General features: G+C 60.1%; 23 protein-coding genes. 3 read left to right on the forward strand and 20 right to left on the reverse strand.

Features of this window, described 5'->3' with window-relative positions; translation table 11 throughout:
* Positions 1 to 151: 151 nt before the first annotated feature.
* From tssM to NLU14_RS15830, 15 genes are all read right to left on the reverse strand, one after another.
* The gene (gene tssM, locus NLU14_RS15760) at positions 152 to 3,736 is read right to left on the reverse strand and encodes a type VI secretion system membrane subunit TssM (RefSeq protein ID WP_275708236.1); all 3,585 of its coding nucleotides are present in this window, start codon (positions 3,734 to 3,736) and stop codon (positions 152 to 154) included.
* Positions 3,737 to 3,769: 33 nt separating this feature from the next.
* Entirely contained in the window at positions 3,770 to 5,203 is a 1,434-nt protein-coding gene (gene tssA, locus NLU14_RS15765; RefSeq protein WP_275708238.1) for a type VI secretion system protein TssA, read from the reverse strand.
* A gap of 54 nt (positions 5,204 to 5,257) precedes the next feature.
* Complete coding sequence (vasI, locus tag NLU14_RS15770) at positions 5,258 to 5,911, reverse strand: type VI secretion system-associated protein VasI (RefSeq protein WP_275708240.1); 654 nt, start codon at positions 5,909 to 5,911, stop codon at positions 5,258 to 5,260.
* Positions 5,908 to 7,473: a sigma-54-dependent Fis family transcriptional regulator gene (locus NLU14_RS15775; protein ID WP_275708561.1), complete on the reverse strand. Its 1,566-nt coding sequence runs from the start codon at positions 7,471 to 7,473 to the stop codon at positions 5,908 to 5,910. Before NLU14_RS15775 ends, vasI begins: the two co-directional genes overlap by 4 nt.
* Before the next feature lie 170 nt (positions 7,474 to 7,643).
* Positions 7,644 to 10,286: a type VI secretion system ATPase TssH gene (gene tssH / locus NLU14_RS15780; protein WP_275708242.1), complete on the reverse strand. Its 2,643-nt coding sequence runs from the start codon at positions 10,284 to 10,286 to the stop codon at positions 7,644 to 7,646.
* A gap of 10 nt (positions 10,287 to 10,296) precedes the next feature.
* Positions 10,297 to 11,124, reverse strand: a complete 828-nt coding sequence (gene icmH, locus NLU14_RS15785) for a type IVB secretion system protein IcmH/DotU (RefSeq protein ID WP_275708244.1) — start codon at positions 11,122 to 11,124, stop codon at positions 10,297 to 10,299.
* Between the two features lie 3 nt (positions 11,125 to 11,127).
* Positions 11,128 to 12,462 carry a type VI secretion system baseplate subunit TssK gene (tssK, locus tag NLU14_RS15790; RefSeq protein WP_275708246.1) on the reverse strand — a complete coding sequence of 445 codons (1,335 nt, stop codon included), beginning with the start codon at positions 12,460 to 12,462 and terminating at the stop codon, positions 11,128 to 11,130.
* On the reverse strand, positions 12,462 to 12,995 hold the full coding sequence (tssJ, locus tag NLU14_RS15795; protein WP_275708248.1) for a type VI secretion system lipoprotein TssJ: 534 nt from the start codon (positions 12,993 to 12,995) through the stop codon (positions 12,462 to 12,464). Before tssJ ends, tssK begins: the two co-directional genes overlap by 1 nt.
* The gene (gene tagH, locus NLU14_RS15800) at positions 12,992 to 14,326 is read right to left on the reverse strand and encodes a type VI secretion system-associated FHA domain protein TagH (RefSeq protein ID WP_275708250.1); all 1,335 of its coding nucleotides are present in this window, start codon (positions 14,324 to 14,326) and stop codon (positions 12,992 to 12,994) included. Before tagH ends, tssJ begins: the two co-directional genes overlap by 4 nt.
* Positions 14,327 to 14,373: 47 nt before the next feature.
* Positions 14,374 to 15,390, reverse strand: a complete 1,017-nt coding sequence (gene tssG / locus NLU14_RS15805) for a type VI secretion system baseplate subunit TssG (protein WP_275708252.1) — start codon at positions 15,388 to 15,390, stop codon at positions 14,374 to 14,376.
* Positions 15,354 to 17,126: a type VI secretion system baseplate subunit TssF gene (gene tssF, locus NLU14_RS15810; RefSeq protein WP_275708254.1), complete on the reverse strand. Its 1,773-nt coding sequence runs from the start codon at positions 17,124 to 17,126 to the stop codon at positions 15,354 to 15,356. The genes tssG and tssF overlap by 37 nt, the downstream gene beginning before the upstream one ends.
* A gap of 264 nt (positions 17,127 to 17,390) precedes the next feature.
* Complete coding sequence (gene tssE, locus NLU14_RS15815; protein ID WP_275708256.1) at positions 17,391 to 17,831, reverse strand: type VI secretion system baseplate subunit TssE; 441 nt, start codon at positions 17,829 to 17,831, stop codon at positions 17,391 to 17,393.
* A gap of 3 nt (positions 17,832 to 17,834) precedes the next feature.
* Positions 17,835 to 19,337, reverse strand: a complete 1,503-nt coding sequence (gene tssC / locus NLU14_RS15820; protein WP_275708258.1) for a type VI secretion system contractile sheath large subunit — start codon at positions 19,335 to 19,337, stop codon at positions 17,835 to 17,837.
* 76 nt (positions 19,338 to 19,413) lie between these two features.
* Positions 19,414 to 19,914: a type VI secretion system contractile sheath small subunit gene (tssB, locus tag NLU14_RS15825; protein WP_036211254.1), complete on the reverse strand. Its 501-nt coding sequence runs from the start codon at positions 19,912 to 19,914 to the stop codon at positions 19,414 to 19,416.
* Positions 19,915 to 20,125: 211 nt separating this feature from the next.
* Positions 20,126 to 20,617, reverse strand: a complete 492-nt coding sequence (locus tag NLU14_RS15830; RefSeq protein ID WP_275708260.1) for a DUF4442 domain-containing protein — start codon at positions 20,615 to 20,617, stop codon at positions 20,126 to 20,128.
* 152 nt (positions 20,618 to 20,769) lie between these two features.
* Between NLU14_RS15830 and NLU14_RS15835 the strand changes: the two genes are divergently transcribed.
* The gene (locus NLU14_RS15835; RefSeq protein WP_275708262.1) at positions 20,770 to 21,030 is read left to right on the forward strand and encodes an acyl-CoA-binding protein; all 261 of its coding nucleotides are present in this window, start codon (positions 20,770 to 20,772) and stop codon (positions 21,028 to 21,030) included.
* A 143-nt stretch (positions 21,031 to 21,173) separates the two neighbouring features.
* On the forward strand, positions 21,174 to 21,485 hold the full coding sequence (locus NLU14_RS15840) for a site-specific integrase (RefSeq protein WP_275708264.1): 312 nt from the start codon (positions 21,174 to 21,176) through the stop codon (positions 21,483 to 21,485).
* A gap of 18 nt (positions 21,486 to 21,503) precedes the next feature.
* Here the strand turns inward: NLU14_RS15840 and NLU14_RS15845 are convergent, their stop codons facing one another.
* Both NLU14_RS15845 and greB read right to left on the reverse strand, forming a co-directional pair.
* Entirely contained in the window at positions 21,504 to 21,947 is a 444-nt protein-coding gene (locus tag NLU14_RS15845; protein WP_420845071.1) for a hypothetical protein, read from the reverse strand.
* Positions 21,948 to 22,081: 134 nt separating this feature from the next.
* Positions 22,082 to 22,573, reverse strand: coding sequence for a transcription elongation factor GreB (gene greB / locus NLU14_RS15850; protein ID WP_275708266.1), 492 nt, complete (start codon positions 22,571 to 22,573; stop codon positions 22,082 to 22,084).
* A 258-nt stretch (positions 22,574 to 22,831) separates the two neighbouring features.
* On the opposite strand from greB, the gene NLU14_RS15855 reads away from it, so the two are divergent.
* Positions 22,832 to 23,086 carry a hypothetical protein gene (locus tag NLU14_RS15855; protein ID WP_275708268.1) on the forward strand — a complete coding sequence of 85 codons (255 nt, stop codon included), beginning with the start codon at positions 22,832 to 22,834 and terminating at the stop codon, positions 23,084 to 23,086.
* On the opposite strand, the gene NLU14_RS15860 is transcribed toward NLU14_RS15855, so the two are convergent.
* The 3 genes from NLU14_RS15860 to hyi form a co-directional block, all read right to left on the reverse strand.
* Complete coding sequence (locus NLU14_RS15860; protein ID WP_275708270.1) at positions 23,087 to 24,568, reverse strand: HAMP domain-containing sensor histidine kinase; 1,482 nt, start codon at positions 24,566 to 24,568, stop codon at positions 23,087 to 23,089.
* Positions 24,555 to 25,235 carry a winged helix-turn-helix domain-containing protein gene (locus NLU14_RS15865; protein ID WP_275708272.1) on the reverse strand — a complete coding sequence of 227 codons (681 nt, stop codon included), beginning with the start codon at positions 25,233 to 25,235 and terminating at the stop codon, positions 24,555 to 24,557. Before NLU14_RS15865 ends, NLU14_RS15860 begins: the two co-directional genes overlap by 14 nt.
* A 103-nt stretch (positions 25,236 to 25,338) precedes the next feature.
* Positions 25,339 to 26,118, reverse strand: coding sequence for a hydroxypyruvate isomerase (gene hyi / locus NLU14_RS15870; protein WP_275708274.1), 780 nt, complete (start codon positions 26,116 to 26,118; stop codon positions 25,339 to 25,341).
* Positions 26,119 to 26,122 lie beyond the last annotated feature (4 nt).

The raw sequence follows: 26,122 nt of genomic DNA on the forward strand, positions 1-26,122 counted from the left end.
GCGACCACGAACAGGTCTTTGGGGAGTTGGCCAAGGGTGGCCGTGAACTGCAGTCCGGTTGCCTGGGGCATGTCTTCTATCCTTGAAGCAAGAATTCCTGAACCGCCAATACGGAAAACGTCCTGTTTCCGTATTGGCTCTGGTGCATAGTCTAATACAGACTGCGTGGTATCTGGTACCCCGCCAGCAATTCCTGTGTGAATGGGTTGGTATTACTGCCCGCATGCAGGCGATAACGCATTTCACCGTCGTCCAGCGCAAACCGCACGTCCACGGCACTGCTGCTCACCCCGGTGATATCTGCCTCATCCAACAGGCGGAACAGCGCCCAGGGGCCGTTTTCGGAAATACTGCGCGGTGACCGGTTCACTTCCGTAGGCACCAGGGTGACCCGGCTCTCGACCGAATCCCTCAGCGTATTGGGCCACACCAGCGGAATACTCTGGCTGGGGCCGTGGCTGAACTCCACCAGCTGTCCGTCCACGTTCATCACGCTACGGCGCTTGTTGGACGACAGGTGCAACGGTTCGAGCGCGAACTCAACATCCAGCGAGCCGCTTCGGGTGAAGAAGGCACGGCGGATATTTTCAGCCTTTTCCAGCGAGGCCAGCACATCGCGACGAACCAGGCTGGCGCGCTTGGAACCGGCAATGTGCTCCGGATGGTCTTCCAGGAACAGTTTCAGGTTTTCATTGTAGAACTGGTCCAGCACGCCCTCCGGCGCAAAGAAGCGCTCGAAATCCTGCAATGCGGCATCACGACCGGCGCCCGGGTTGAACGGGTAATGCCTGGCCAGGCTCTGCTGGAACGGCTGATACACTTCCTGGTACCACTGGCGCTCAAGCTGCGCCACGGCCTGGTCCAGCACCACGCGCCAACTTTCGGAGGCCAGTTTTTCAAGCATGCGGTCCAGGGGCGCGGGCTGGTTCGAAGCCACCCGTTGCAGGGTAAAGATCGGGTCCGCCCCTTGCAGGCCCATACGGGCACGGGCGGCGGAAAGCGCAGCCTTGCCACGATCCGGCGCTTCCTGGATACCGCGCAGGTAAGTGTGCAAACTCTGGATAACCTCCATTACCTGCTCCATGTCACTGGGGTCGTCACCCTGCTTGTCCATCAGTTCATTCAGGTCGGTAAACTGGCGTTCAATCTCCTGAACCATCTGGAAGTGGGAGGACTGTTCCATCACCTTGCGGGCCGCCTCGGCCTCTTCGCTGCCACCGGGAATCAGACGGGTATTGGCGGTTACCTGGGCCAGCAACTGGTTCAGCGGTTCGTGGCCGCTGGTCAGGCTCTCCAGAACACGCACCCCATGGTTCAAATCGCTGAAGCTCCGGATATCCAGCCGGCTCAGGGCCCGACGCCAGTTGGCCACATAGTTCTCGGCGTACAGGGATTGCAGTTGTGCCTGCAGCCGGGCCTCGTCGGCTTTACTGAAGTTCACGTCATCGCGGCGGCCCAGTACCCAGGCGTCCACCAGCGCCAGTTCCGTGACCGAGCCGGACTTGCGCAGGAACCAGGAATCCAGGCCATCGCGTGTCAGCAGGGAGGGAATCACCACCGGATCCTCCTGTTCCGTATTCTCGTCATCCAGAGGCTCGCCAAACTCATCCAGACGTACAAACACAGTGCTGAAGGCGGGGCCGGATTCCCGGGCCAGATCCAGAGGCGACTGGAAATTCTGTTCGGCTTCTTTCTCCAGGTCACGATAGACCCGCTCCGGGGTCGCGATGCGGCCAAGCTCGTGCTGGGCCCATTGAACGCTGCTACGGAACGGGGCCAGGGCCATATCGGCCGTCTTGTCGCCGTCTTCGACCCGTTGGTTCAGGTCCGTGTGAAGCATGGCGTAATCCAGATGGCTAAGCAGTCGCTGTTGCAGGTCTCGCTGCGCAGGGTAAGCGCGTTGCCAGTAATCGCTCATGTAGCTGTGGACAATATCCCGGCGGCGACCACTGGCGTCGTAAAGCATCCGCAACACACGAAGGTGATCAAGACGCTCCGAGCTGGTGTCCGGAGCATCGCTCATTTCCTCCATCACGCCCAGCATCAGGGCGGGCAGGAACTGGTAGGCCAGCATGTCCAGATAGGACGCTTCCACTTCCGGGCCAACCTTATGGCCTTTGTACAAACCCATGTCCGCCACTACGGCCGGTTCTGCCCGGTAATCTCCAAACGCCAGTGTGGCTTCCTGCAACTGGTCCAGCGGTTCCAGCAGGTTGCGGCCGGTGGTATCGGGTTCGTAGCCGATGGGGCGCCAGTTATCGATAAAGCTGCGTACCCGCTCCTCGACTGCCGTGGCGGCTTCCGCGTTCTCAATGAAGTAATGCTGCCATCCAGCGGTCATGCCCAGGCCGGCGGCAACGGCGACAACCGCAGCAACCGCAATCCGGCGGCGCCGGCTACCGACCACCTTCTGGTTGTCACCAGCCAGGCCCGCCTCCCGATAGATAATGTTGGGGAACAGCTTTTCCGTAAACAGGCTTGACGACTGTCCGCCACGCTGCGCCGGCTGTATCGGGCTGGCAAGCCCATAGTTCGCGGCCGCGGCGGAGACGAAGGCATCTTCTGGTACGCCTTCCTGGACCACGGACGTAAAATAGGTGCCACGCACCAGTGCCGGTGTCGAGAAGGCATCCGCAGACAACAGATCAGCAAGGAACTGTTCCAACACCGGCTTCAGCCCCGCCAATTGACGGGTAAAGGAATAGGCGGCCGCACGCTCTTCCGCGTCCCGGGTAGCAGAAAGGACATCTGGAAGGCGCTCACCGAGTTGTTCCGCGAGCTTGCTGAAGTTTTGGTCGAACTCGCCCAGCCAGTCGTCCGGATCGTGCTGGCCATCCAATTGGAAGGTAAAGCCCAGGGGCTGCTCACGCTCGGCTTTCGAGAGGGTGCGGGCAAACGGTGCAAATCCGTAGAGCAGGTCCATCTTGGTGAAACTGATGTATACCGGTAACTGGGAGCCCAATTGCTCCATCAGTTCCCGCAGGCGGGTACGTAGCAGGATGGCCTGGGCCTGGCGCTGTTGTTCATTACCGGTGCTCAGGCGGGCCATATCCACCGCCAACACCACACCGTTCAACGGGCGCTGAGGGCGGTTCTTTTCCAGCCAGTTCATGAAATGGGTCCACAGCCGCTGCTGGATCTCGCTACTGGCACCCTCGCCATCATTCTGGCTCAGCAGTTCGCCATCCGGATCAATCAATACGCCGTTGTCGCCCACCCACCATTCGAAACCGAACGGGTTGCGCTCGGTGCGGGGGTTGCGGGTGACATTGGTGAGAGTATAAGTCTGCCCCGAACGCTGGATCAGGCTGGTCTTGCCGGCGTCTTCCAGGCCCATGACCAGGTACCAGGGCAAACGATAGACGCCCTTACGGCCCGGCAGGTTACTCTTCAGCTCAGCCAGGCGGCGATCAAGCAGGCGTTGCTGGCGACGTTCCAGCGGCAGGATCGGATCTTCCTCTTCCTTTTGTTCCTCCGCCTTGGCCACGTTCACCTTACGCAACTTGCGGGCCAGCATCATGCCCCAGACCATGGCCACCAGCAGTACCACCACCAGCGTGACCAGGGCCCGCATCTGCCAGGCCGCCAGCGGGTATGCACCGTTGATTTCCAGGCGCGGTCCCAGCCACCAGGTTGCGGCCAGCAATACCACCACACCCAGCGCCAGGGTAATCGGCGCCGCACTGCGCACATAGGGCAGTATCCGTCGTCCAATGAGTAGGGCTTTTCTCCACATGGTGTCCATTCCTGTTAATTGATCCGTCGGTGTTTACGCAAGTCTGTCCAGCCGGGCCACCAGGCCTGGCTCCCAGTCTTCAAGGCTCATATCCCGGGTCTGCTCACGCAGATCCTGCACCTGCTGCTTCGCCAGGCTTTTCATGCCACTGTCTTTCATCAACTGGCTGCTCATCAGCCGCCAGTAGAATCGGTCCCGGGGTTCGCGAGCCGCTTCCAGGCCTTCTTCCAGCAATTTCATGGCCGGAGCCAGACCTTTCTGTTCCATCACACCCCGGGCATCGTCATAGGCCTGCTCCCAGGAGCTCGCCCCACCGGCGGAGCCGCCCTTCGCCGGGCCACTGAGCATCCAGTCGGCCACCGCCTTGGGCAGGAAGGGCGTGCCGTCGTTAAAGGTCATGTCCGCCAGTTCCGGTAACCGTTCAACGAAGACTTTAACGGCCGCGCGAATGGCTTCGGCACAGGGCTCGTGCCCCAACGCGGAGGCCACCTGTGCACTCAGCCAGTGGCCTTCCAGCCAGAACGGGCTGACCGACAGGCTTTGTTCGATACGCTGCCAGAGCGCCAGGTCCGGTGATTTGGATAAGCTCTCCCGGTAGTCCGCCACGCGGTCCGCGCTCACGGCGGCCAGGTCGCTCTTGACGCCGTCCCGCGCGGGGGGAACCGAGGTAATGGTCTGCCAGATGGCGTAGCGACGAAGTTGGTAGCCGAGCGCATCGGCAGGCGTGGCTTCGGTCAGCATATCGGCCACTTTCAGAAGGCTCTGGCGGGTGGCCCGCTCGTTCGCAGGGTCCAGGGTCAGGTCGCCAAGGGAGGCGGACGACGTGCTGGTGCCATGGGATGGCGCCGACCCGGAAGAAGACGCTGCTGTTTCCGTTTTATCGGCGGCTTCGGACGGCCTGGGCGCGTCGGAGGGCGATGGCAGCTTCTCCACCGCCCGGCGCAGGTCGAAGAGCCCATCATCCGGCAGTTCGCGGGCGCTTGCCTGCTCCATCAGTTTGCCCAGGGTGGCCAGGCAGAATTCGCGGCCGTCCCCCACACCCCCATCAAAGCTCAGCGCCGACACTTCCTTGCTGGCACGCTGCATCATCTGGGTCATCAGCATCTTGCGGGCACGCTTACCCTTGTCACCTGAATAGGGCCAGGCGTCGTCCCACCAGCTGTCCAGTACCCGGTGCAACAGGTACAGCGACAAGGCAAAACGCTCGCCGTTGCCGCCGCGCTGCAGACACAGCAACAGGAACCCCAGAACCTTGAGATCCTTGCTGGTATCCGACAACAGGCGCAGTGACTCGCTCTCCACCTTGCCCCATTCAACGCCGGTGTGGGCCAGCGAGCCCACCTTCATGATTTCGTTCTCGAGGTACTCCATGGTGGGGTCGTCCATCAGGTTGTCACCCGTGGAATGCTCACCGGAAAAAGTACTCAACACCTGTTCAACGTATGGATGCTGCTCTACTGCCTGCATGTCCAATCCCTGTCTTTGCAAATGGCGCTATACATTCTTATTCGCTCTTAATCACTACCAGCCACAGGCTTCCCGCAGTGGCTTGAGGGTGTCCCGGAACCCGGTCAGGTCAAACATCAGTCCGTCGACAACACTGCTGGATGAAGCCACGGTCACGCCGGGTGAGGCGGCCATGTTCCGGACCGTCCGGATGGCGGGCAATCCACGGCCGCCGCTGATGACATAACCGTCGTCCCTTACCCGCCAGATCTGCCGGCCCTGGCCGAAATCAACGGTCACCCGCTCTTCTTTCACCGCCTCTGGCAGCATCAATGTGAGCTCGGTGATGTTGTTATGGCACTGTACCGCCAGCAGTGGCCTCGGCGGTTTTACACCGAGGGCACTGAGTGTCAGCAGATGTCCGGCCAGTTGTTCGGTATCGCGGTAGAGGGGGCCCTCACCCGGCTTCCGACGCTGTTCCTGGGCAAAGGCCTGGCGCCAGCGTTCCGGCTGATTGCCTCCACTGATGTTTTCAATCGCCACTTCCACCGGGGTACCGAACACTTCATCGAAACAGGCCAGCCGTTCCAGTCGTTGGCTCTCCTCGGTACAGTCACGGGCCGCGGCCAGCTGCTGGCTGGACTGTGCACTGGCCGCCAGTGAAAAGGTCATGCCGAGGGCGCAGAGCACAGCGGCGAGTGGGCGGTTACTTCTGATAAACGGGTTCACGCTTCTGTCACCTGATACTTCAGACATTTATGGGCCAGGGTGCGCTTGGGCAGACCCAGGCTTTCCGCCGCCTGGGCACGGTTGCCGCCGTATTGGCGCAAGCGCTCACGGATGATGGCGGCTTCGAACGCCTGGGCCGCGGCCCTGAGGTCGTCCACCTCGTCCGCCAGGGGAAGGCCCGGAACCATCTGCGACTGGAAGTCGCTGGCAATGCAGGTTTCCTGGCTTGGAAAAAGATCGTCCAGGCGCAACACTTCCGGCTGGATATCGTCACCGACCGGTGTCTGCAGGCAGGCAAACTCGACAATGTTCCGCAGTTCACGGGCATTGCCGGGAAAGCTGTAACCCGCCAGCATACTGAGCGCGTGGCTGCTGATACCCATGGGGCCAGCGCCCTCGCGGGCGGTGTATTCGCGGATGAAATGCCGGCACAGGGGTTCGAGATCTTCCGGGCGCTCCCGCAGGGGCTTGACCCGCAGCGGGAACTGGCTGAGTCGATAAAACAGGTCCCGGCGGAAGCTTCCGCCCTCAATGCAGTTGCTCAGTGGCTGATGGGTAGCGGCCACCAGGCGAAAATCGGAGTGTTGTTCATGCTGTGCGCCGAGTGGGCGGAAGCGGCGACTTTCCAGTACCCGCAGCAGTTTGGACTGTAGGGCCATGGGCATGTCGCCAATCTCGTCCAGGAACAGGGTACCGCCGTCAGCCTGGGCCAGCAGCCCTTCCTTGGCCCGATCGGCACCGGAGAAGGCGCCCTTGGTGTGGCCGAAAAGTTCACTTTCCAGCAGCGAGTCCGGGATGGCGGCGCAGTTAACAACGACCATGGGCCCTTCGGCCCGGTCGGAGAAACGGTGGATGCCCTGCGCCACAAGGTCCTTGCCACAGCCGGTTTCGCCCTGCACCAGTACCGAGAGCTGGCTACCGGCGGCCCGTACGATCTGGGCACGCAGGTCGGTCATGGCTTTGGAGTTGCCGACCAGGGTTTCCGCCAGTTGATCGCAGCGCTGGCGCACGGCTTCGGCGTCGTGGAGGTGGTCCAGTGAGCGTTTAAGCATGCGCCGTTGCCATACCTGGTCGCTGGTTTTGAGCTGGCTGACCCATTGATGGGACAGCAGGGTCAGCAGGCCACGGTAAAGGGGTTGGGCGGTGATGCCGTCCCATTCGGGTTCTTCGTTACAGAGTACGAGGATACCGAGGGTGCGGCCGTCTTCGCCTTTTATGGGTTCCAGCCAGAATGAGCGGGGCCGGTTGCTGGCTTCGACCATGGCCTGGAAGCCGGGGTGGTCCAGGCGGTAGCTGGCGGCCCGTGACAGTTCTCTGGGTTTGCCCTGTTGCAGCAGGTGGGCAAAGGGGTGGCTGAAGTCGCCGCAGTCGAATTCGCCCTGGTCGCCCAGTGCGGCACATTGGAGTGTGCGGCCGCTGAGGTCGAGTTCGAGTGACCAGCAGCGGTTGAGGCCGAAGGTGTTTTCGAGTTGCCGTGAGGCGACTTTTAGCAGGGTTGGCAGGTTGTCCTGCCGGAGCAGTTCAACTGCCAGGTCTATGCCGGTGTGCAACTCCGTCTGCATCCGTCCCATTCTTTTTATCCCTTTTCCTTGTCCCCTAAGGATCGCGTACCGTGCAGATTCACTTTCCGAAACACGCTGTGAATACATCCCTGTACGCTCCGCTCCGCCATCCTTGGCTCCGCAGGGTATTTGGAAAGCCGAACCACAGGGCCCGCTACCTCCCGATTGCCTTAGGCAACCACCCCGGTGAATTGATTATCTTTGACACCGAGGGTCACTTTGGTGACTGGCTCCCGAGCAGCCAGTTTCTCCAGCAGCGCCAGTGATACCGGCGGCAGCAGTTCACCCTCGATAATCGACTCCAGCATCCGCGCGCCATTTTCACTGCGGGTGGCGCGGCTGCGGATGGCTTCCACCAGGCCGTCTTCCAGCTCCACTTCGGTGTGGTAACGGTCGCCGATCTGGGTGGCCAGGCGGTCGAGTTTGTCGCCAACGATGCGGTTGAGGGTTTCCTCGCCCAGCGGCAGGTAGGGCACGACTTCCATACGTGCCAGCAGTGCCGGTTTGAAGAAGTCGGCCAGTTCCGGGTACAGCGCTTCCTCGATTTTCTTCGGCTCGTCCGCGTGTTTGACGATGGTCTGGTAGCCCAGGTTTGAGGTGAGGAAGAACACCACGTTCTTGCAGTCGATCAGGCGGCCTTCGCCGTCGGCCAGTTCGCCTTTGTCGAAGGCCTGGTAGAACAGGTTGAGTACTTCCGGGTGGGCTTTTTCGACTTCGTCGAGCAGCACGACCGAATAGGGCTTCTGGCGGATGGCTTCGGTGAGGATGCCGCCTTCGCCGAAGCCCACGTAGCCCGGCGGTGAGCCGATGAGGCGGGAGACGGTGTGTTTCTCCTGGTATTCGGACATGTTGATGGTGGTGAGGAACTGGCGGCCGCCGTAGAGCAGTTCGGCCAGTTGCACCACGGTTTCGGTTTTACCCACACCGCTGGGGCCGGCCAGCAGGAAGGCGCCCATGGGGCGGCCGGGGCGGCGCAGGTCGGCGCGGGCGGTGAGCAGGTGCTGGTGCAGGGCGCCGATGGCGGTGTCCTGGCCCTTGATGTGGGATTGCAGGTACTCCGGCAGGCGGGTGATTTTTCCCAGCTCGTCGGCGGTCATGCGGTTGACCGGGATACCAGTCCAGTCGGCGATGACTTCGGCCACCTGGCGGGCATCGACACGGGCGTGTACCAGTGGCTCGTCGGCCTGCAGTTCCGCCAGTTCCTGTTCGATGGCGGCGGCTTCGCTTTTCAGGTCCGGGCGCTCTTCGTCGGTTTCAGGAGTGGCTTCTTCCGCCAGTGCTTCCGGTTCTGCGTCTGTCGTGTCTTCGTTTAGCAGCTGTTCGCGGATGTCCACGAGGCGTGCCACCAGTTCCCGCTGGTCATTCCAGCGCTGTTCCAGTTCTTCCGCTTCCACCCGCAGGGTTTCCAGGCGCTCGACCAGCTCGCTTTCGCGCTGGTGATCGATGGCCTGCCCGAGGGTCTGTTCGCGGGTCATCAGGTCCTGTTCCATGCCTAACTGGTGCAGTTCGCTGCGTACATGGCTGAGACGGCGCGGGGGTGTACTGAGGTTGAGGCTGACCCGGGCGCAGGAGGTGTCGAGCACGTCGATGGCCTTGTCCGGGAGCTGGCGGCCGGCCAGGTAACGGGCGGACATGTCGGCGGCGGCTTTCAGGGCACTGTCGGCGATCAGTACCTGATGGGCTTTCTCATAGACGGTGCGCAGGCCACGGAGGATGTGAACCGCCTGGGCCGGGGTTGGCTCGTCCAGCGCGACAGGCTGGAAGCGGCGGCTCAGGGCCGGGTCTTTCTCGAAGTATTTCTTGTACTCGCGCCAGGTGGTCGCTGCGATCGTCCGCAGCTCGCCACGGGCCAGGGCCGGTTTGAGCAGGTTGGCGGCGTCGGAGCCGCCTTCGCTGTTGCCGGCGCCGATCAGGGTGTGGGCTTCGTCGATAAACAGAATGATGGGGGTGGCGGAGCTTTTCACTGCTTCGATCACGCCTTTCAGGCGCTTTTCGAACTCGCCTTTTACCGAGGCGCCAGCCTGCAGCGCGCCCATGTCCAGGGTCCACAGTTCCACGCCGGCCAGGCGCTCGGGCACATCGCCGTTAACGATGCGCAGGGCCAGGCCTTCGACTACAGCGCTTTTGCCCACGCCGGCGTCGCCGACAACAATGGGGTTGTTCTTGCGGCGACGGCAGAGGATGTCGATCATCTGGTCGATTTCAGTGTCGCGGCATACCACCGGGTCCAGCTTTTTATCCCGGGCCAGTTTGGTGAAGTCGGTGGCGTAGCGCTTGAGCGGATCCATATCCACCTGCGCCTGATTGGCGGCACTGGGGCCATCCTCGGCACGGGGTTGCTCCAGAGAACCACGGGTCATGGAATCGAACTGCCGGCGCAGTTGTTCACGGTTGATGTCTTTCAGGCGCTGGCTGACCCGGGGCATCAGGTAGCGGTCTGCATTCATCAGCAGTGCCAGCATGATGGCGCCGGAACGCAGGTCGGTGTGACCCAGTTCCGTGGAGGCGATGAGCCAGGCGTCCTGCAGCAGCTCGATCAGCAACGGCGAGAACGACGGGTACGGCTCGGCGGACTGGGGTTCGCCGTTAAGGCTGTCTCCCACCACCGGTTGCAGCGTGTGGTGATCAATACCGGTGCTCTCCAGAATCTGGCGCATATCGGTAAAGGGCGTTTCCAGCAGCTTGAACAGCAGATGGGCGGGAGTGATCTCCGCGCCCTGGCGGGTGATACACAGGGCCGCCGAGCCTTCCAGGCCCTGGCGACAAATCTCGTTGAGGCGCCCAATCAGCGCCGGCAGTTCTACCCGAATCACAGTGATCTCCTTATTTCGGGAGTTGTTCCAGTACGCTGAGCACATCCCTGATGCGTTCGTTCAGCGCTATGTTGTAAAGCGTGTATACCCCGGCCATGGCCACCACAAACAGGCCACCAATGCCCCACAGGGGCAGGCCGGTTCGCAACCGGTTGCGGGTGGGGGTAACGTTGTCCAGCGCGCTGGTCAGCGGTTGCGGTTCCTCGTCGCGACGAAGCCCGCGAAGCTGTTCGTACAGCCCGCGGATAATCTGTTCGTACTCGTCCCGACCGTTGGTCATCACCTTGTAGCGGCCTTCGAACCCCAGGCACAGGCACAGGTAGATGAACTCCAGCATGTCGCGGTACCGGGCCGGTTCCTGCTCCATGCGGGCGGTGATGGCGAATACCTTCTCGCCACCCCAGGTTTCATTGTGGAAGCGGGACAGCAGCGAATGCTGGGACCACACGCTGTGGGCGCCCCAGTCGGTGCCCAGCACGGCCTCGTCGATAAAGGCGCAGAGCACGTAGCGATAGGCCACCACGGTCGGGCGTTCGTAACCCTGCTCCACCAGTTCCCGGTCGATGGCGGCCACTTCGTCCACCACCTGTTGGTACAGGTTTTCCACACCGAGAAAATCCGCCAGCCTGCGCACCCGGATAACCAGCCCCAGCAAGGGCGTGGCCGCGTCAATCAGCCGGTTATCCTCAAGGCCCCGCAGTTGGAACTGGTCATTGCCGAAGCCCTGGTCGCCCACGCGACCATCGCGGTTACTGTCCGCGAACATAAGGTCATCAAACGCACTGCCACCTGCTTCCGTGTTGCCATTGGGTGAATCCATCACCGGTGCATCTGCCATGATCTAGCTCCTGATTGCCCAGAATTGCATTTCCATTCCCGGGAAACTTCCCGCCACGTGGAACGCAAAGCCGCTGGCGTTGTCGAGCATCTGCCAAGCCTGGCTCTGGTCGTCCAGCCGGAAGTACACGAACCCGGCGTGATACGGTAACTGGCGGGGCGCCACCGGCAGGGCCGACAGCGGAATCCCGGGCAGTTGCAGACTGATGAGGTCGCGGATTTTCTCCACCGACGCCACCTTGCACTGCTGGGTGAACTGCTTGCGCAGATCGTCCAGTGGCATATCCGCCTTCACCGCCAGGATGAACTCGGCCTGGCCGATCAATTGCGCGTCCTGGATCGGTGCGACCGTGAGGCCGTACTGGCGCTGCTGCAACTGGATGGCCAGTGCGCGCGGCTCCAGCACCGTGCTGAGGGACTGCCTCAGTACCTGCATCAGCGGCGTGAACGAATCCTCCGGCAGGTCGTGATCGTAGGCGGTGTATTCCTGGGGCAGGCGGTTTTCATCGGTGAAGGTCACCAGCTCGCCACACAATTCCAGCAGCGCCTCATAAAGCCGCTCCGGGTGCAATTGCCGCAGGCGCGCCAGATGCAGGAAGCGGGGATGGGCGCGGTTGAGCATCTGCAGCAGCATGAAATCCGCCACATCCGCCACCCCGCCCTGCCCCGGTGCTCCCACGCGCTCGGCAATGTTCTTGGCGCGCTCACGCATCAGCCCGGCCATTTCCCCGACGAACCGTTGCAGCCGGGGCGCCGCGCGGACGCTGAGCATGGTGGGGATGAAGTTCGGGTCCATCACCAGGCTGCCGTCCGGGCGCTTTTCCAGGATCCTGCCGATGGCCAGGGCCGCATAGGCGCTGCGATCGTCCCGCTCCAGCATCAGCTTCGGGGCCACCCGGGCCACGTCGATGGTGTGGGAATCGCCGTCGATGGAATGCAGGTCCCGGACTTCCTCGCTCTGGGCGCGGAAACGGCCGGCGATAGCGGCTTCCGGCCACTCCACTTCCGCCAGGCTCTCACTGCCCAGTGGCAGGGCCAGATACACCACCTGGTTGGCCACGGAGGCGTCGGTGATTTCCAGGGGCTCTGGCATCACATCGTCCTGGGGCAGGCAGAAACGGGTGCCATCCGGGAACAGGCCGCTGGCCCTGACCAGGCCTACCCGGCCAAAGCTCAGGTATTCCGCGTTCAGTTCCAGGTCACTGAAACCGTAGAGGTAATCAGAAACCGCCAGGGCCCGCTCGTTGATCTGGTGTTCCAGGTATCTTTGTTGCTGCTGGAAGTGCTGGGGTTTGATAAAAAGCCCATCACTCCAGACGACTCGATTGGTTGCAGACATCAGGACTCATCCGACCTTCTGAGTTTGACTTCACGCTCACGCAGGTTGACCAGCAAGTGGTAACGACCACCAATGGGGTCCACCTTCACAACCTTCTTCCACTGGGACAGGTTGGGATAGGCGTAGAAAGCGATCACACCAATAAAACGCGTGTCTTCGGCGATTTCGAACGGCTCGATAAACTTGAACTGCCCCGGCACCAGGGTGTAATCGCTGTGGTCCACGTAGTTGCGGCCCAGGGATGGCTCCAGCTCGCCCAGCAACTGGTCAAAATCTGCCGCCATCAACCGCGAACTGTCCCGCATCTGGATGATCTGAAACGCGATCGGCGTCGGCGCAAGTGATTCGTTGGGGTTCACGTCGGGCTCCGCCAGCATGGTCAGATCCACACGGCTGGGCAGATCTTCCGGATAGCCCACGGGGATATCCGGGTCCCACATGACCTTGGCGGTTTTGGTAACAGCGTTGTAGGGGGTGCTACACCCCACCAAAACGAGAATGGCGACCAGCAAACTCCATTTGCAGTACTTCACGACAGGTTCTCCCTCTGTAATTGGCGCAGTTGTTGATCGTAAGCCTGGTCAAACACCTCCTGAAAAAGGCGTTCGAATCCCTGCTGACGACTGGAACTCAGTTCCCGGTAATAGTGTTGGTACATCTCCCATGCCCAGTTGCTTTCGTCTTCGTCGGTTTTCAGCCCGCGGCGATAGCCGTGGAACCGGCGCAGCAGCGCTTCCGGTGAGAAGGCGTGGAGAATGGCGTCCAGCCCTTCGCGGATGGCGGTCTGCGTGGCGACCTGGTGATGATGCAGGCTCTGCAGGCTCTCGCTGACCGCCGCCGGGGCAGACAGGTGAACCGGGCTGCGCTGGCTGGCGAAGAGAGTCTGAACGGTCTCGTTGTAGTCCTCACCCAGGCGCAGCGGGTTGTCCTCGATGGGCTGCAGGCGCGTACGCAGGGCCTGGTGACGGCTGTCCTCGCCCTGGTGCAGGGCCAGCAGGCCCTCCACCGTGGATTTCAGGGTCTGGCCGGCCTCTTCCAGGAACAGGCGCATCTCATCGCTGTCGGCAAAGCCCAGGTCGGTGTCCATGCCGCGCAACAGCGGCGCACCACTGATGTGTTGGCGGCTCTGGTCACTGGTCTCCCGGCGGCGTGCCGGTTTGGGGGTCTCGGACATCCTGTCACGCTCTCCTTTTCGCATGGGCAGCCCCATGGCTACATCACGGTTTTCGCGGTACTCGTCGGTTACGGCGCCATCGCTGGCATACCACTCGGGCTTGTCCGCCAGCAGTGAATCCCGTTCACGGCACATATCCTCATCGGCACTGCGGTTTTCGTCACTGGTGTCTGTCCAGGCTTGAAGGGGATCGTCGCTGAAGGTTTCGCCCGGGGCCGGCTGCAAGCCGTGCAATGGCTCATCGCCGACGGTTTCCAGTTCGCGCTCTTCGGCACGCATCAGCTCGCCTTCGTCCACGTTCACCAGGGTAGTATCTTCCGCTTCCTCCGGCATAGCCTCGTTCCTGCGCTGGCCACTGAGCACTTCCGCCTTGAGCTGATAGCGGCCGATGGTAATTGTATCGCCGCTCTTGAGGCGCGCCCTGCGACCGCGGCCTACCGGCTGGGTGCCACTGTTGATATAGGTGCGGCCGCTACGATCGATCAGGCAGAACACGCCGTCCATAAAGCGAACTTCGGCATGGCCCGCCACAGCGCCGGTACGATGAGAAGACAACTGCCAGGTATCGCTGCCAGCACTGCCAATCGAGCCGCCCCTGACACCGAACACATACTCCCGGGCCAGACCACTGGCAACCTGGGTGGGATTGCTGACCACCAGTTTCAGGCTGCGGGTTGGTTGATGTTCCATATCCGGTTTCCTTTTATTCAATCCGTCGTTTGCTCAACCCATTGGGATCAGCGGCGTATCTGCAGCCGTACCGCTGGCAACTTTGTGGCCTTTTCCGGCGTTACAAACGAGTTCCAGCCCAGCCGCACATCCGCACCCAGTTGCATCGGCTTCACGTCCTTGGGGCGCATTTGCAGTTCCAGGTCGTAGGCCAGTTGTTCCCGGGTAACAAACTCCACCAGTTTCACCAGCCGGTCGTGGTCCTCGCCATTGGGCAGAAAGTCCGCGAAGCGCTGGCGGTCCAGGTTGCGGATGCGCAGGATGAACTTGCCACTGCGATCGCGAATGCCGGAACCTACCAATGTATCCTCCCCCAGGGAGGCATTGGCCTGCCCCAGGCGGGTTTGCTGGTCTTTCGGAATGGCCACCCGTCGCAGTACCCACTGCTCAATGCCCACATCGTCAAGATCGAAACAATGGCCGATGATGCCGCTGACCACTTCCGGCGAGCGGCTGCGGCCCGCCATCATTCCGGCGTACGCCAGCATCTTCGACCAGTTGACCGGCGTTGCCGCTCTGACTTGCGGGTCCCCCAGGCCAACCAGGGAAAATATGTGCTCGGAGAAGCCATCCGAGGCTTCCGGTTGAAACCGCACGTAATAGCGATACTTGCGCCACGCCCGGTGAAACAGGGTCACCAGCCGGTGATTGAAAAAATCCAGGAAGTGGCGCCGAATGCCCAGGTTCTGCCCCGCTTCCCAGGCCAGATCCTCCAGGTAATAACCCGGCAGGGGCGACTGGGAACCGTGCAAGCCCAGAAAGCTGACTTCCAACTGATAGGGCGCATGCTCGTGCTCCGGCGACGCCGCCGACACCACATCACTGCCCGGAAAGCCCAGCCCCGCCGACGCCGAGAAGCGGATGCGCTCGCGCTGGGGCTGTTCGTCCTGGGACCGTTCCAGGTCATCACCGTGGTGCCGATGGATCAGGTCCACCAGTTGGAAAAAGCTGTAGCGCCGTGCATTGCCCAGAACGGGTTGCAGCTCGGCTACATCAGAGGCTGCTGCCCTTGCTGTAACGTCCATGTGTACCGTTCCTGATTGTCTGTGTTCACCACTTCCAGTTGGTGAAATGCGTTAATACTGGCGTAGAGTGCGAAGAACTGGCTCAGCACCGTGCCAAAGAGGTACAGGTCGCCTTCCGAGGCAAACGACTGCTGATCCAGCCGCATCACCGAGCGGATTCCCCGCACCGGCAACCCCCGCACCATCCGGTCCACCGGCGTGGTTTCGATATCCAGGATGCCCGCAAGGCGCTTCTGGGACACCCGCTCCGCCTGGCGATCCACCAGTGCCCGGAAGTCGTAAACCCGCAGCACCGTGCGCAGGGCATCCACATCCAACAGTGACAGATAGTTCAGCGACAGGTTGGAGATCAGCGTCCACAACAGGCTGCCATCCAGTGTCGGCCGCAGGGTGTGAGTGGGCCGGGTAATATTGCTGAACGCAGCAAACGACGGCGTGTTCTCCGTCGCCATGCAGATCTCCCCCACCGCCAGTTGGTGCGGCAACTGCCGGTTGGTGCAGGTCAGCGTCAGCGACACCGCTTCCTGGCGATTCATGCATTCCGACTCATCCCCGCGCACGAAGGAAATGTAGTGATCAAAACCATCGCCCCGCACACTCTCCCGGGCCTTCACCCGGTAATACAGGGCGGTGCGGCCACGATCCCGCTCCACCTCATGCTGAAAACTTTCAAACGCGGTGTACAACCGCGGCTCCCCACGCCCGGACCGGCCTTCCAGCCAGCCCTCCACCTGCTCGATACTGAACACCTCGTAGTGCTCCGGCGAGCGACTGGACGGCGCAATCCGGTACTCCGTCTGGCGGCCATTCAGGTCCACCGGGTCGGCCTCGTGGGTAAAGAGATTGATGGCCGGTGTGCAGTAAAGCTGAAAATTCTCCGCCCGGATCTTCGCATCCGGCGGCAGAATCCGGCTGAAATGGAAACGCAGGCCGACCTCATCCGCCTGCACCACCGGCAACCGGCCCTTCAACCCCGAAATGTCCACAAACCGGAAGGCTTCGGGAAAACTCAGGTACTCCTGCAGAATCCGGTAACCCGGATAGGCATTCTTGGGATACGGCAACAGCGCCTCATCGTTGGCAAACCCCACCGGCTTCAGGTGGCTGGCCGGAATGGAAAACACCGAATCCCCGACCACCAGCTCCATACGCTGCAGGTAATGGTTCAGCCACAGGTACAGCGTCTCGGAAATGTGGCTCTCGCCGCCCAGGTAAAAACGCAGGTTATCCAGGCCCAGGGTCGACAGCGGCTGGTCGGTGTGCAACGCCAGGTCCACGGTCACCGAAGACACTTCCCGCGAATGCTCGGCATGGGCATCCGCCACACTCACCGGAAATACATCCACCGCCCGACAGGTCCGGAACCGGCACTGGGTCTGCCGCGTGGCGTCCCCGAGCGGCCGGCTCTTGATCTCGGTATGCCGATCCACCCGCTGGCGCTCGCTGATAGCATGCAACTGCGGATCAAACCGCATAATGGTGCAGCTTGGCACCGGCCGCAGATAGTTCGGCCACAGCATATTCAGCAGTGAATGCGTCAGCTCCGGAAACTCATCCTCGACCTTCTCCCTAAGCTTCCCGGTCAAAAAGGCAAAACCTTCCAGCAGCCGTTCGACATCCGGATCGGTACTCTGCTCCGACAGGAAACGAGTCAACTGCGGATGTGCATCCGCAAATTCCCGCCCCTGCAATCGCAGAAAGCTAAGCTCGTCCCTGTAAAACCGATTCAACTTCATAGAACCACTACACCAAAGTTCGATCGAGGGGGATGGGGATGCCTTTTCTGCCGGGAAAAAGGTGTCTGAGCGAAGCGAGTTCTTTTTCCCAGAAGAAAAGGTATCGCTGTCCCCCTCTGACTCCGAGCGGGGGTGCAGTCAGGCTTCCAAAAGACGCTCAAGCCATCCATGGGCGCTTGGGCTCCGCCATCCATGGCTCCGCACACTTTTGGAAGCCTGACTGCACCCCCACTCTCATCCGTGTCTTCAAGCTATTTCGTGGCGTTAAATCACCCGGTAATAGCGCTTGTCATCCAATAACAAATCAATGGTCGTTTTATCGTCTTCCGAACCCACCTTCAGGTAGACCGTCACCTGGAACCGCAACTGCAATGGATCCGGCCCCTGGGGCATCGCCATCACATCCACCCGGCTCACCCTGGGCTCAAACTTCTCAATACACTGCCGTATAGCGCTGCGAATACGAATGCTCAGGTCATGGGTACCAAGCGTGGCGTCGTTGAAATCCACCAGCCCCAGGTCCGGCACACTCTCGCTGTTGCCCGGATGGGCATTCAGCAGACGAACCAGGTGACGCTTGATGGAATCCACCACATGGGTCACCTCCCCCATGCCTTGCCCCGCGGGTTCGGCAGCCTGCTCCAAACGCTCGAACAGGCTGCCGCCCGAAGCCTGAACACCGTCAGCACCGGTGTTCCTGAACACGGGTTAGTCCTTGTCCAGACGGCCGACGAGTGACAGTTCGAAGTTCGCACCCATGTACTTGAAGTGCGGACGAACCGCCAAAGACACCTGATACCAGCCCGGATCGCCTTCCACATCGGAAACGGTCACCTTGGCGGCGCGCAGCGGACGACGGCTGCGAACATCCGCCGGCGGGTTTTCCTGGTCGGCGACGTATTGGCGAATCCAGGTGTTCAGTTCCCGCTCCAGGTCCTGACGCTCTTTCCAGGAACCGATTTGTTCCCGCTGCAGCACCTTGATGTAGTGCGCCAGGCGGTTGACGATCATCATGTAAGGCAGTTGCGTACCCAGCTTGTAGTTGGTTTCCGCTTCCTTGCCTTCCTTGGTGTTCGGGAACTGCTTGGGCTTCTGCACCGAGTTGGCGGAGAAGAACGCCGCGTTGTCGCTGCCCTTACGCATGGTCAGCGCAATGAAGCCTTCGTCGGCCATTTCGTATTCGCGACGGTCGGTGATCAGCACCTCGGTCGGGATTTTCGCTTCCAGTTGGCCGAAAGACTCAAAGGTATGAACCGGCAGGTCTTCCACCGCACCACCGCTTTGCGGGCCGATAATGTTCGGGCACCAGCGGTACTTGGCGAAGCTTTCGGTCAGGCGCGTGGCCAGCAGGTAGGCAGTGTTGCCCCACAGGTAATGCTCGTGATCGCCAGACACGTCTTCCTTGTAGTTGAAGCTGCGCACCGGATTCTCGGTGGGGTCGTAAGGCACCCGAAGCAGGAAGCGTGGTGATGCCAGGCCCAGGTAGCGGGCGTCTTCCGACTCACGCAGGGAGCGCCACTTGGCGTATTTCGGGCCTTCGAAGACAGCTTTCAGTTCCTTGATGGCCGGCAATTCCTGGTAGCTGTCGACACCGAAGAAGGTTGGTGCAACGGAGGACAGGAACGGCGCATGAGCCATGGCACCCACGGAAGACACATACTGCAGCAGCTTCATGTCCGGTGTGGAGGGCGTGAACGCGTAGTTGCCTACCACGGCACCCACGGGCTCACCGCCAAACTGGCCGTATTCGGTGGAGTAAATGTGCTTGTAGAAACCGGTCTGGGTGACGTCGGGCGCAAACTCGAAGTCTTCCAGAAGTTCGGTCTTGGTGGCGTGGAGGATATCCACCTTGATGTTCTCGCGAAAATCCGTGCGATCGACCATCAACTTCAGGCCGCGCCAGGAGGATTCCAGTTCCTGCAGCTTGGGCGCGTGCAGGATTTCATCCATCTGGGCGCTGATCTTGCGGTCCAGCTCGACCACCATCTGGTCGACCAGTGCCTTGTTGACCGGCTGGCCTTTCTCGTCGCTTTTCAGCAGGTTGGAAATAAATGTCGCAACGCCGCGGCGCGCCACATCGTATCCTTCATCGGCGGGAGCCATGCGACTGTTGGCCATTACCTGGTCCAGCAGAGAGCCTTCAGCTCCAGATAGAGAGCTATCCGCAGCAGCTTCGGAGGCAGCAGATTGCTGCTCAGCAGTATCAGACATACCACATCCCTTCAGTACGTTTTAATAGAAAAGTGAAACCTGCCAGCAATGGCAGAATTCGAATCAAGCGTCCGGATTATTCGCCGCTTTCGTCCGTGGCCAGCTCAAGCTCCTGGAGGAGTTTGTCGCGGGCGTCATCGTTGTCCAGCAGTTCCTGCAGCTTGGACCGGAACGATGGCACGTTACCCAGCGGGCCCTTGAGGGCAACCAGTGCTTCACGAAGCTCAATCAGCTTCTTCAGCTCAGGCACCTGGCGGGAAATGCTATCCGGGGAAAAGTCATCCAGCGTCTGGAATTCGAGGTTCACCGGGAGTTCCTCGGCTTCTTCGTCCAGCTTGTTGGTGACAGTGGTGGAGAGGGTGAGACCGGCTTCCGACATCACAGAACGGAAATTGTTCTTGTCGACGGAAATCGCCTTACGGTCTTCGATCGGAGTTTCTTCGGCCTGCCCCTTGAAGTCACCAACGACAAACATCTTCAGCGGCAGTTCTGTTTCAGCCTGCTGATCACCGGTGGCGGGGACATACTTGATATTGATGCGCTCTTTCGGCGCGACGGAACCGTCTTTTGAAGACATGCGCTTGCTCCCTGTGGTCCATTGCAAACTCAGTTGCGGTGTTACAGTCCATTGTGCGCACCTTCCTGGCACGCTACAGGCCGAACTTTACACAGGATAAACCGGGCACTCAAGCAAAAACTGGCCAGCTTTTGGCAAAATTTCGGCCCCGGGCAAGGAATTGCCAACCATTCGACATCCCGGAGCCTTTTACAACAATGACATGGCGCAACTAGCGACGCTTCGGTGTCCAGGCCCAGATCATTTCAATTTCTATTGGCTCCTGGCCTTCACTGTCATGAAGGGTCACCGGCACCGAGGTTTCGCCCTTGTCCTCGGTCAGCATGCGTTCCCGTTGTTCAGCGGTCAGGTAGGCCTCCACCTTCATGTCACCCTTGGCGCGGCGAGTGTACTCGGCATGGGCGGTTTTGATCACCGGCACTTTGTCGTCCGGCACGTTCAGGCCCACCAGGAAGCCAGTGGCAGACTCCGCCAGCAGCAGGGATGCTACCGCATGCACGCCTTTGATGTGATTCTGGACCCTGCGCTTGTTTTTCAGGGAAATCACACAGCGTTCCTGGTCCAGGGTTTCGATTCGAATACCGGTGGTACCGGTGAAGGGAACCGCCTTGCCGAAGAAAACCGACAGGGCTTTGGGCCGGGCGAATTCCGGCAACTGGTTGATTTTGGCAACAATGCTGGCCAGTCTGTTGGTGGCGGCCATGGGGTTTCTCCGCTTAGCTGAAAAGAAGGATCGGGACAATACCCCATTCGTCGAAGGAATGGAACGATCAGCCAATGACGGTCACACTGTCTCTGGATATACTCTGCTCAGCCGTAAGTGACGGAATTAACGCCAGACAAAAGGAACCCCACATGAGTGACCTGAAAACCCGCTTCGACGAAGCCGTTAACTACATCCAGAACGCCGAAGGCGACTTCAAGCCGTCCAACGAACTGAAGCTGGAATTCTACGCCCTCTACAAACAGGCCACCGAAGGCGATGTCAGCGGCAAACGCCCGGGCATGATGGATTTTGTCGGCCGTGCCAAGTACGACGCCTGGGAAAAGATCAAAGGCATGTCCTCCGACGACGCCATGCAGAAGTACATCGACAAGCTCGAAGCCCTGAAGTAAGCGGCGGACAGCCTGTATTGGGAGCGACAGTCAACCGGACTGTTGCTCTCCGTCAATTCTCCCTGTGAAAGTTTTGCGATGGTCAAACGATTGTCATAAGATGCGCCCAACATAAGAACAACAATTCACACGGAAGACGCACCATGGATATTACCGAGGCGCTGGAACAGTCGCAGCCCGGCCTTGTCAGTCGAGTGACTGGCGCCATCCGCAAACACCAGCTTAATCACCGCGCAGAGCAAACCTACCTCCACTGGATTTCCCGGTTTGTGCTTTTCCACAACCTGAAGAATCCGGAGGCACTGCAGCCTGGTGACCGGCAACTGTTCCTTACCTATCTGAGTGAGCGCATGGAAGTGTCACGGGCACGCCTCAACCAGGCCAAGCAGGCTCTGACATTCTTTTACGAGGATGTGCTGGGCAGAACCGAATCCGAAGGCATCGTCGCCGCCTGAACCATTGCGGCGCGCGGATTAACGTTCCGTTGTTGTGGTATTGAACGCGCCGTAATTCCGGTTTGTGGGCGGGCGGATAATATAGTTGTCGCCGTGGGTCTGTCCGGGAATGGACTTGGGATTACTGAAGCGGAATTCCACCGGAATCTCACTGCGCCCGAGATCCGTCCGGGGATCCCTGGGCTGAAGGGCGAGGGGGTCAAGGTAGAAATCCTCGTCCGTTCGCGGTTGCACAGGCACACCCGCTGCCGGCGCTTCCAGCCCGCCTTCAATCACGGTGTTGGCCAGAGATTCCTCCTCCATCGAGCTGAAGGGGATGGTTTCGATGGTCGACCGCTCTTCGTAGTCGAACGCACCGCCCTCAACGGTATCTTCGCTGGTCTGCGCCCACACCAGCGGTGACTGTGCCGCCACCAGCATGGCCACACCAACCATTGTCCTTTTTGAATCGAATCCGCCCATAACGACTGCCTTTTATTATTCCATGCCCTGCCTGGTCATTATTTAAACAAACGCGATTCAGGCTGACAATTTTTGATCAGTCTATCGCCATAGACGACAAAAAACCCGGCGATTCGCCAGTTTTGTGACACTCCTCACTTGTCCGACGTCAGCGGCTCGTAACGAATATTGGTAATAACCACGTGCTTCCAGCCATCCGGGGTGCGCACACCAACCTCGTCGTCAATGCGCTTGCCCAGGAGAGCTCGAGCCATGGGAGCGTCGATGCTCAGGTAGCCACGGGACAGGTCAAACTCATCCGGCCCCACCAGTCGATAGGTGTTTTCGTCGCCCTCCTCGCTCTCGATGGTCACCCAGGCTCCGAAGAAGACCTTGCCCCGATCATCCGGCAGGCGGTCCACAACGGTCAGTTCGTCCAGCCGCTTGCTGAGAAAGCGCACACGGCGGTCAATTTCCCGCAACTGTTTCTTGCCGTAGATGTACTCGGCGTTCTCGGAGCGGTCCCCCTGAGCCGCGGCTTCACGCACCGCCTGGGTGACTTCCGGGCGCTTCTCCTTCCACAGGTAGCGCAACTCTTCACGCAGGGCCTGCTCGCCCTCCGCTGTTATGTAGCGGGTACTGGCCATATAAAAACCATCGTTCAGAAATAAAAAAACCCCGTAAAAACGGGGTAAGGCTAGCGCTGTGCTGGAGGGAGAAGCAAGCGGAGATTCCGCCAGCTTCCATAACTACAGTTTCAATTATGCACAGGACAGGTTACACAGTAGTGGCTGTGAAATTACGTTTTGGTCAGGCCCGGATTAGGTTGTGCACTCTAGACCCAAGCGTTAGCGTCTACGCTAACCAGAGATTACCGACTCCACTTCAAAGTACGGAATGCCCACATGAACACGAAAAAACTTCTCGACACGGCCCTTAATGGCCTCGACAGCATTGGTTACCGACTGGACCAGTACGGCATCACCGGCAAGTTGAACCGCCACAACCTGGCCGCCTTCATCATGCTGGAACAGAAACACCTGGAAGGTGAGTGGGATAGCCTCCAGGTCAGATTCGATCGCCGCCGCTCTCAGGTCGACAACCTGCTGAAACCAGTGATCAGCCGCGTCAACCAGTTCCGGGGCGTATCCGGTAGCTGATCAGGAGGAGCCCTTCAGCTCCTTTGGAGAGGTCTGCTCACCAGCTTCCGACGCGGCGGGAATGGTCTGGGTGTCTTTCAGGCGTTTCCGGTTTGGTGAGTAGGCAGGCATCCGAATGGTCACCATCAGCCCAGGGTAATCTTCTCCGGGGTGGTGGTCATTCAGGGAGATTACCCCTTGGTGGATTTCCGCCACTGCGCTGACAAGGCTGAGACCAAGCCCGTTGCCCGGTAGCGAACGGCTCTTGCCGACCCGATAGAAACGCTGGAATACCTGGTCTTTTTCCTCATCGGGAATACCGATACCGCTGTCCCCCACCTCGAAAATCGCGTCATTCTCTTCCTTACGCACGTTCACGCGGATCCTGCCCTGTTCGGGCGTGTACTTGATGGCATTATCAATCAGGTTGCTGACCATCTGGAAAAGCAGGTCCCGATCGCCTTCAATAACGACATTATTCTCCAGAGACTGCTCGAATTGCTGCGCCTTGTCCTCCGCCAGCGCCTCATAAAGCTCACAAGCGTCACTAACAAGCTCAGCCAGGGACACCTGTTTCATATCCGCGGTATTACCACGGGTTTCCAACCGCGCAATCCGCAGCAGGGCGTTGAACGTGGCCAGCAACTGGTCGGCCTCCGCCACGGCCCTGCCGGCCTGCTCACGGGCCTCGTCGTTGTCCACCGACATCAGGGTGTTCTCCAGCTGATTGCGCAGCCTGGTCAGCGGGGTTCTCAAGTCATGGGCAATGCTGTCGGAGACGTGTCGGATGCCCTCCATCAGGTACACAATCCGGTCCAGCATCTGGTTCAGGTTTTCCGCCAGTTGGTCGAAATCATCGTCGGTGCCACGAGTGGGTATGCGCAGGGACAGGTGCCCGTTCATGATTCGCCGGGACGTATTGTTGATCACCTCAATGCGCCGGGTGGTGCTGCGGCTCATCAGAAAGCCGCCCAGTAACGCTAGTGCCAGGGTGATCCCCATACCCCAGTTGATGGCGGTTTCGATCACCCGCTTGAGGTTGGTGAGTTCGTCCACATCACGGCCAACCAGAAGGCGCAGGCCACCCTGCACCTCAAAAATTCGCGCACGGGCCAGGCGCTCGGGGCCGGTCCAGCCCACGGATTCGTTGAGGGTGAAATTGATCCAGCCACTTTCGGAACGGGAGCCCTGGGGCCAGGTTTCGATATTACCGGCGAGCTTGACGAAGTCGTCGGTAGTCAGCAGATAGATGGATTTGGCGTTGGGGTCGCGAGCGACACGCTCACGAATGATGGTAATGAGGCCATTGATACCGCTGCCGCGGTACTGCTCAGCGAGGCCGGCGATCTCGGCCTCGATGGTTTCATCGGTCTGGGCAGTCATGAATCCTGCCGTGCGCCAGTAGATAAACGCCAGCAACAGGAAAACCGAGGTGGCAAAGACCACCATGTACAGCAAGGCTAACTGGAACGATGAGGTTCTGAGCTGGCTAAGCAGTTTCACGCAACATGTACCCTGCACCCCGTATGGTCTGCAGCAAGGGGGTCTCGAACTCCTTGTCGATCTTCGCCCTCAGACGGCTGATGTGTACGTCGATGACGTTGGTCTGGGGGTCGAAATGATAGTCCCATACCTTCTCGAGCAACATCGTACGAGTAACCACCTGCCCGGCATTGCGCATGAGGTATTCCAACAGACGGAATTCCCGGGGCTGAACGTCAATATTGTGCCCTGCCCGCTTGACGGTCCTGGCGAGCAGGTCCATTTCCAGGTCTGCCACCCGCAGAACGGTCTCGGTTTCGGCAGACTGGCGGTTACGGCGTACCAGGGATTCGATCCGGGCCAGCAACTCGGTGAACGAGAAGGGCTTGGTCAGATAGTCGTCGCCGCCGCCGCGCAGGCCCTCCACCCGGTCATCCACATCACCCAGGGCGCTGAGAATCAACACAGGCACCTGGTTGCCGGTGGCGCGCACCGTCTTGATGATCGACAAGCCGTCCATGCCCGGAAGCATGCGGTCAACAATCATGATGTCGTAGTCTTCGCTGGCTGCCATCATCATGCCGTCCTTGCCATCCGCCGCGTGGTCCACGACAAAATCAGACTCTTTCAGCCCTTTAACAAGGTAGTTTGCCACGTCCTGATCGTCTTCAATTACCAGTGCTTTCACCGGTTATCCTCCCGATAGCGGATTACATTAACAGCTAGGGTACGAAGAACATCGGTTGCCGGCCAGTTACGATCTTGTAAGAGGGTGTCGCCAATGGCGACGGTCACGCTCCGTTTCGAAACCAGTCCAGACTCTCCGTCGTGCTGCCCCTGGGGCGATATTCCGCACCCACCCAGCCACCATACCCCAAGCGATCAAGGGCCGCGAAAACATTCCGAAAGTTAATCTCGCCGGTACCGGGCTCATGGCGGCCGGGATTATCCGCAAACTGGACGTGGCCGATCCACGGCAACAGACACTCCACTGAGCGGATCAGATCCCCTTCCATGATCTGCATATGGTACAAGTCATACTGCAGTTTCACGTTGTCGGCATCAACGGTCTCAATCAGTTGCATGACCCGGGCAGAGGTATCCAGGAAAAACCCCGGTATATCCACCCGCGAGTTGATAGCCTCCAGGCAAAGAGTCATGCCCTCATCCTCAAAGCGGACGGCGGCATGGCCCACATTGTCCACCAGCGTTTGCCAGGCCACCGACTCATCCAACGTATTGGGGCGGATGCCAGCCAGGCAGTTGACCTGCCTACAGCCCAGCGACCGGGCATAGCGAATGGCATGGTCGACACCCGCCTCGAACTCCTCCACCCGGTCTGGCAGACAGGCAATGCCCCGCTCCCCGGCTGCCCAGTTACCGGGCGGCAGGTTGAACAACACCTGGGTCAGCCCATGGCTCTCAAGCTCACGCTTCAAATCCTCTTCCGGCCACTCATAGGGAAACAGGTACTCAACCCCGGTGAACCCCGCCTCCCTCGCCAGCCGGAAACGGTCCATGAAATCCGCCTCGGTAAACAGCATGGAGAGATTGGCGGCGAATGCAGGCATGGCT

The organism is Marinobacter iranensis, from assembly GCF_029207565.1.
In the GTDB taxonomy this organism is placed as follows: Bacteria; Pseudomonadota; Gammaproteobacteria; order Pseudomonadales; family Oleiphilaceae; genus Marinobacter; species Marinobacter iranensis.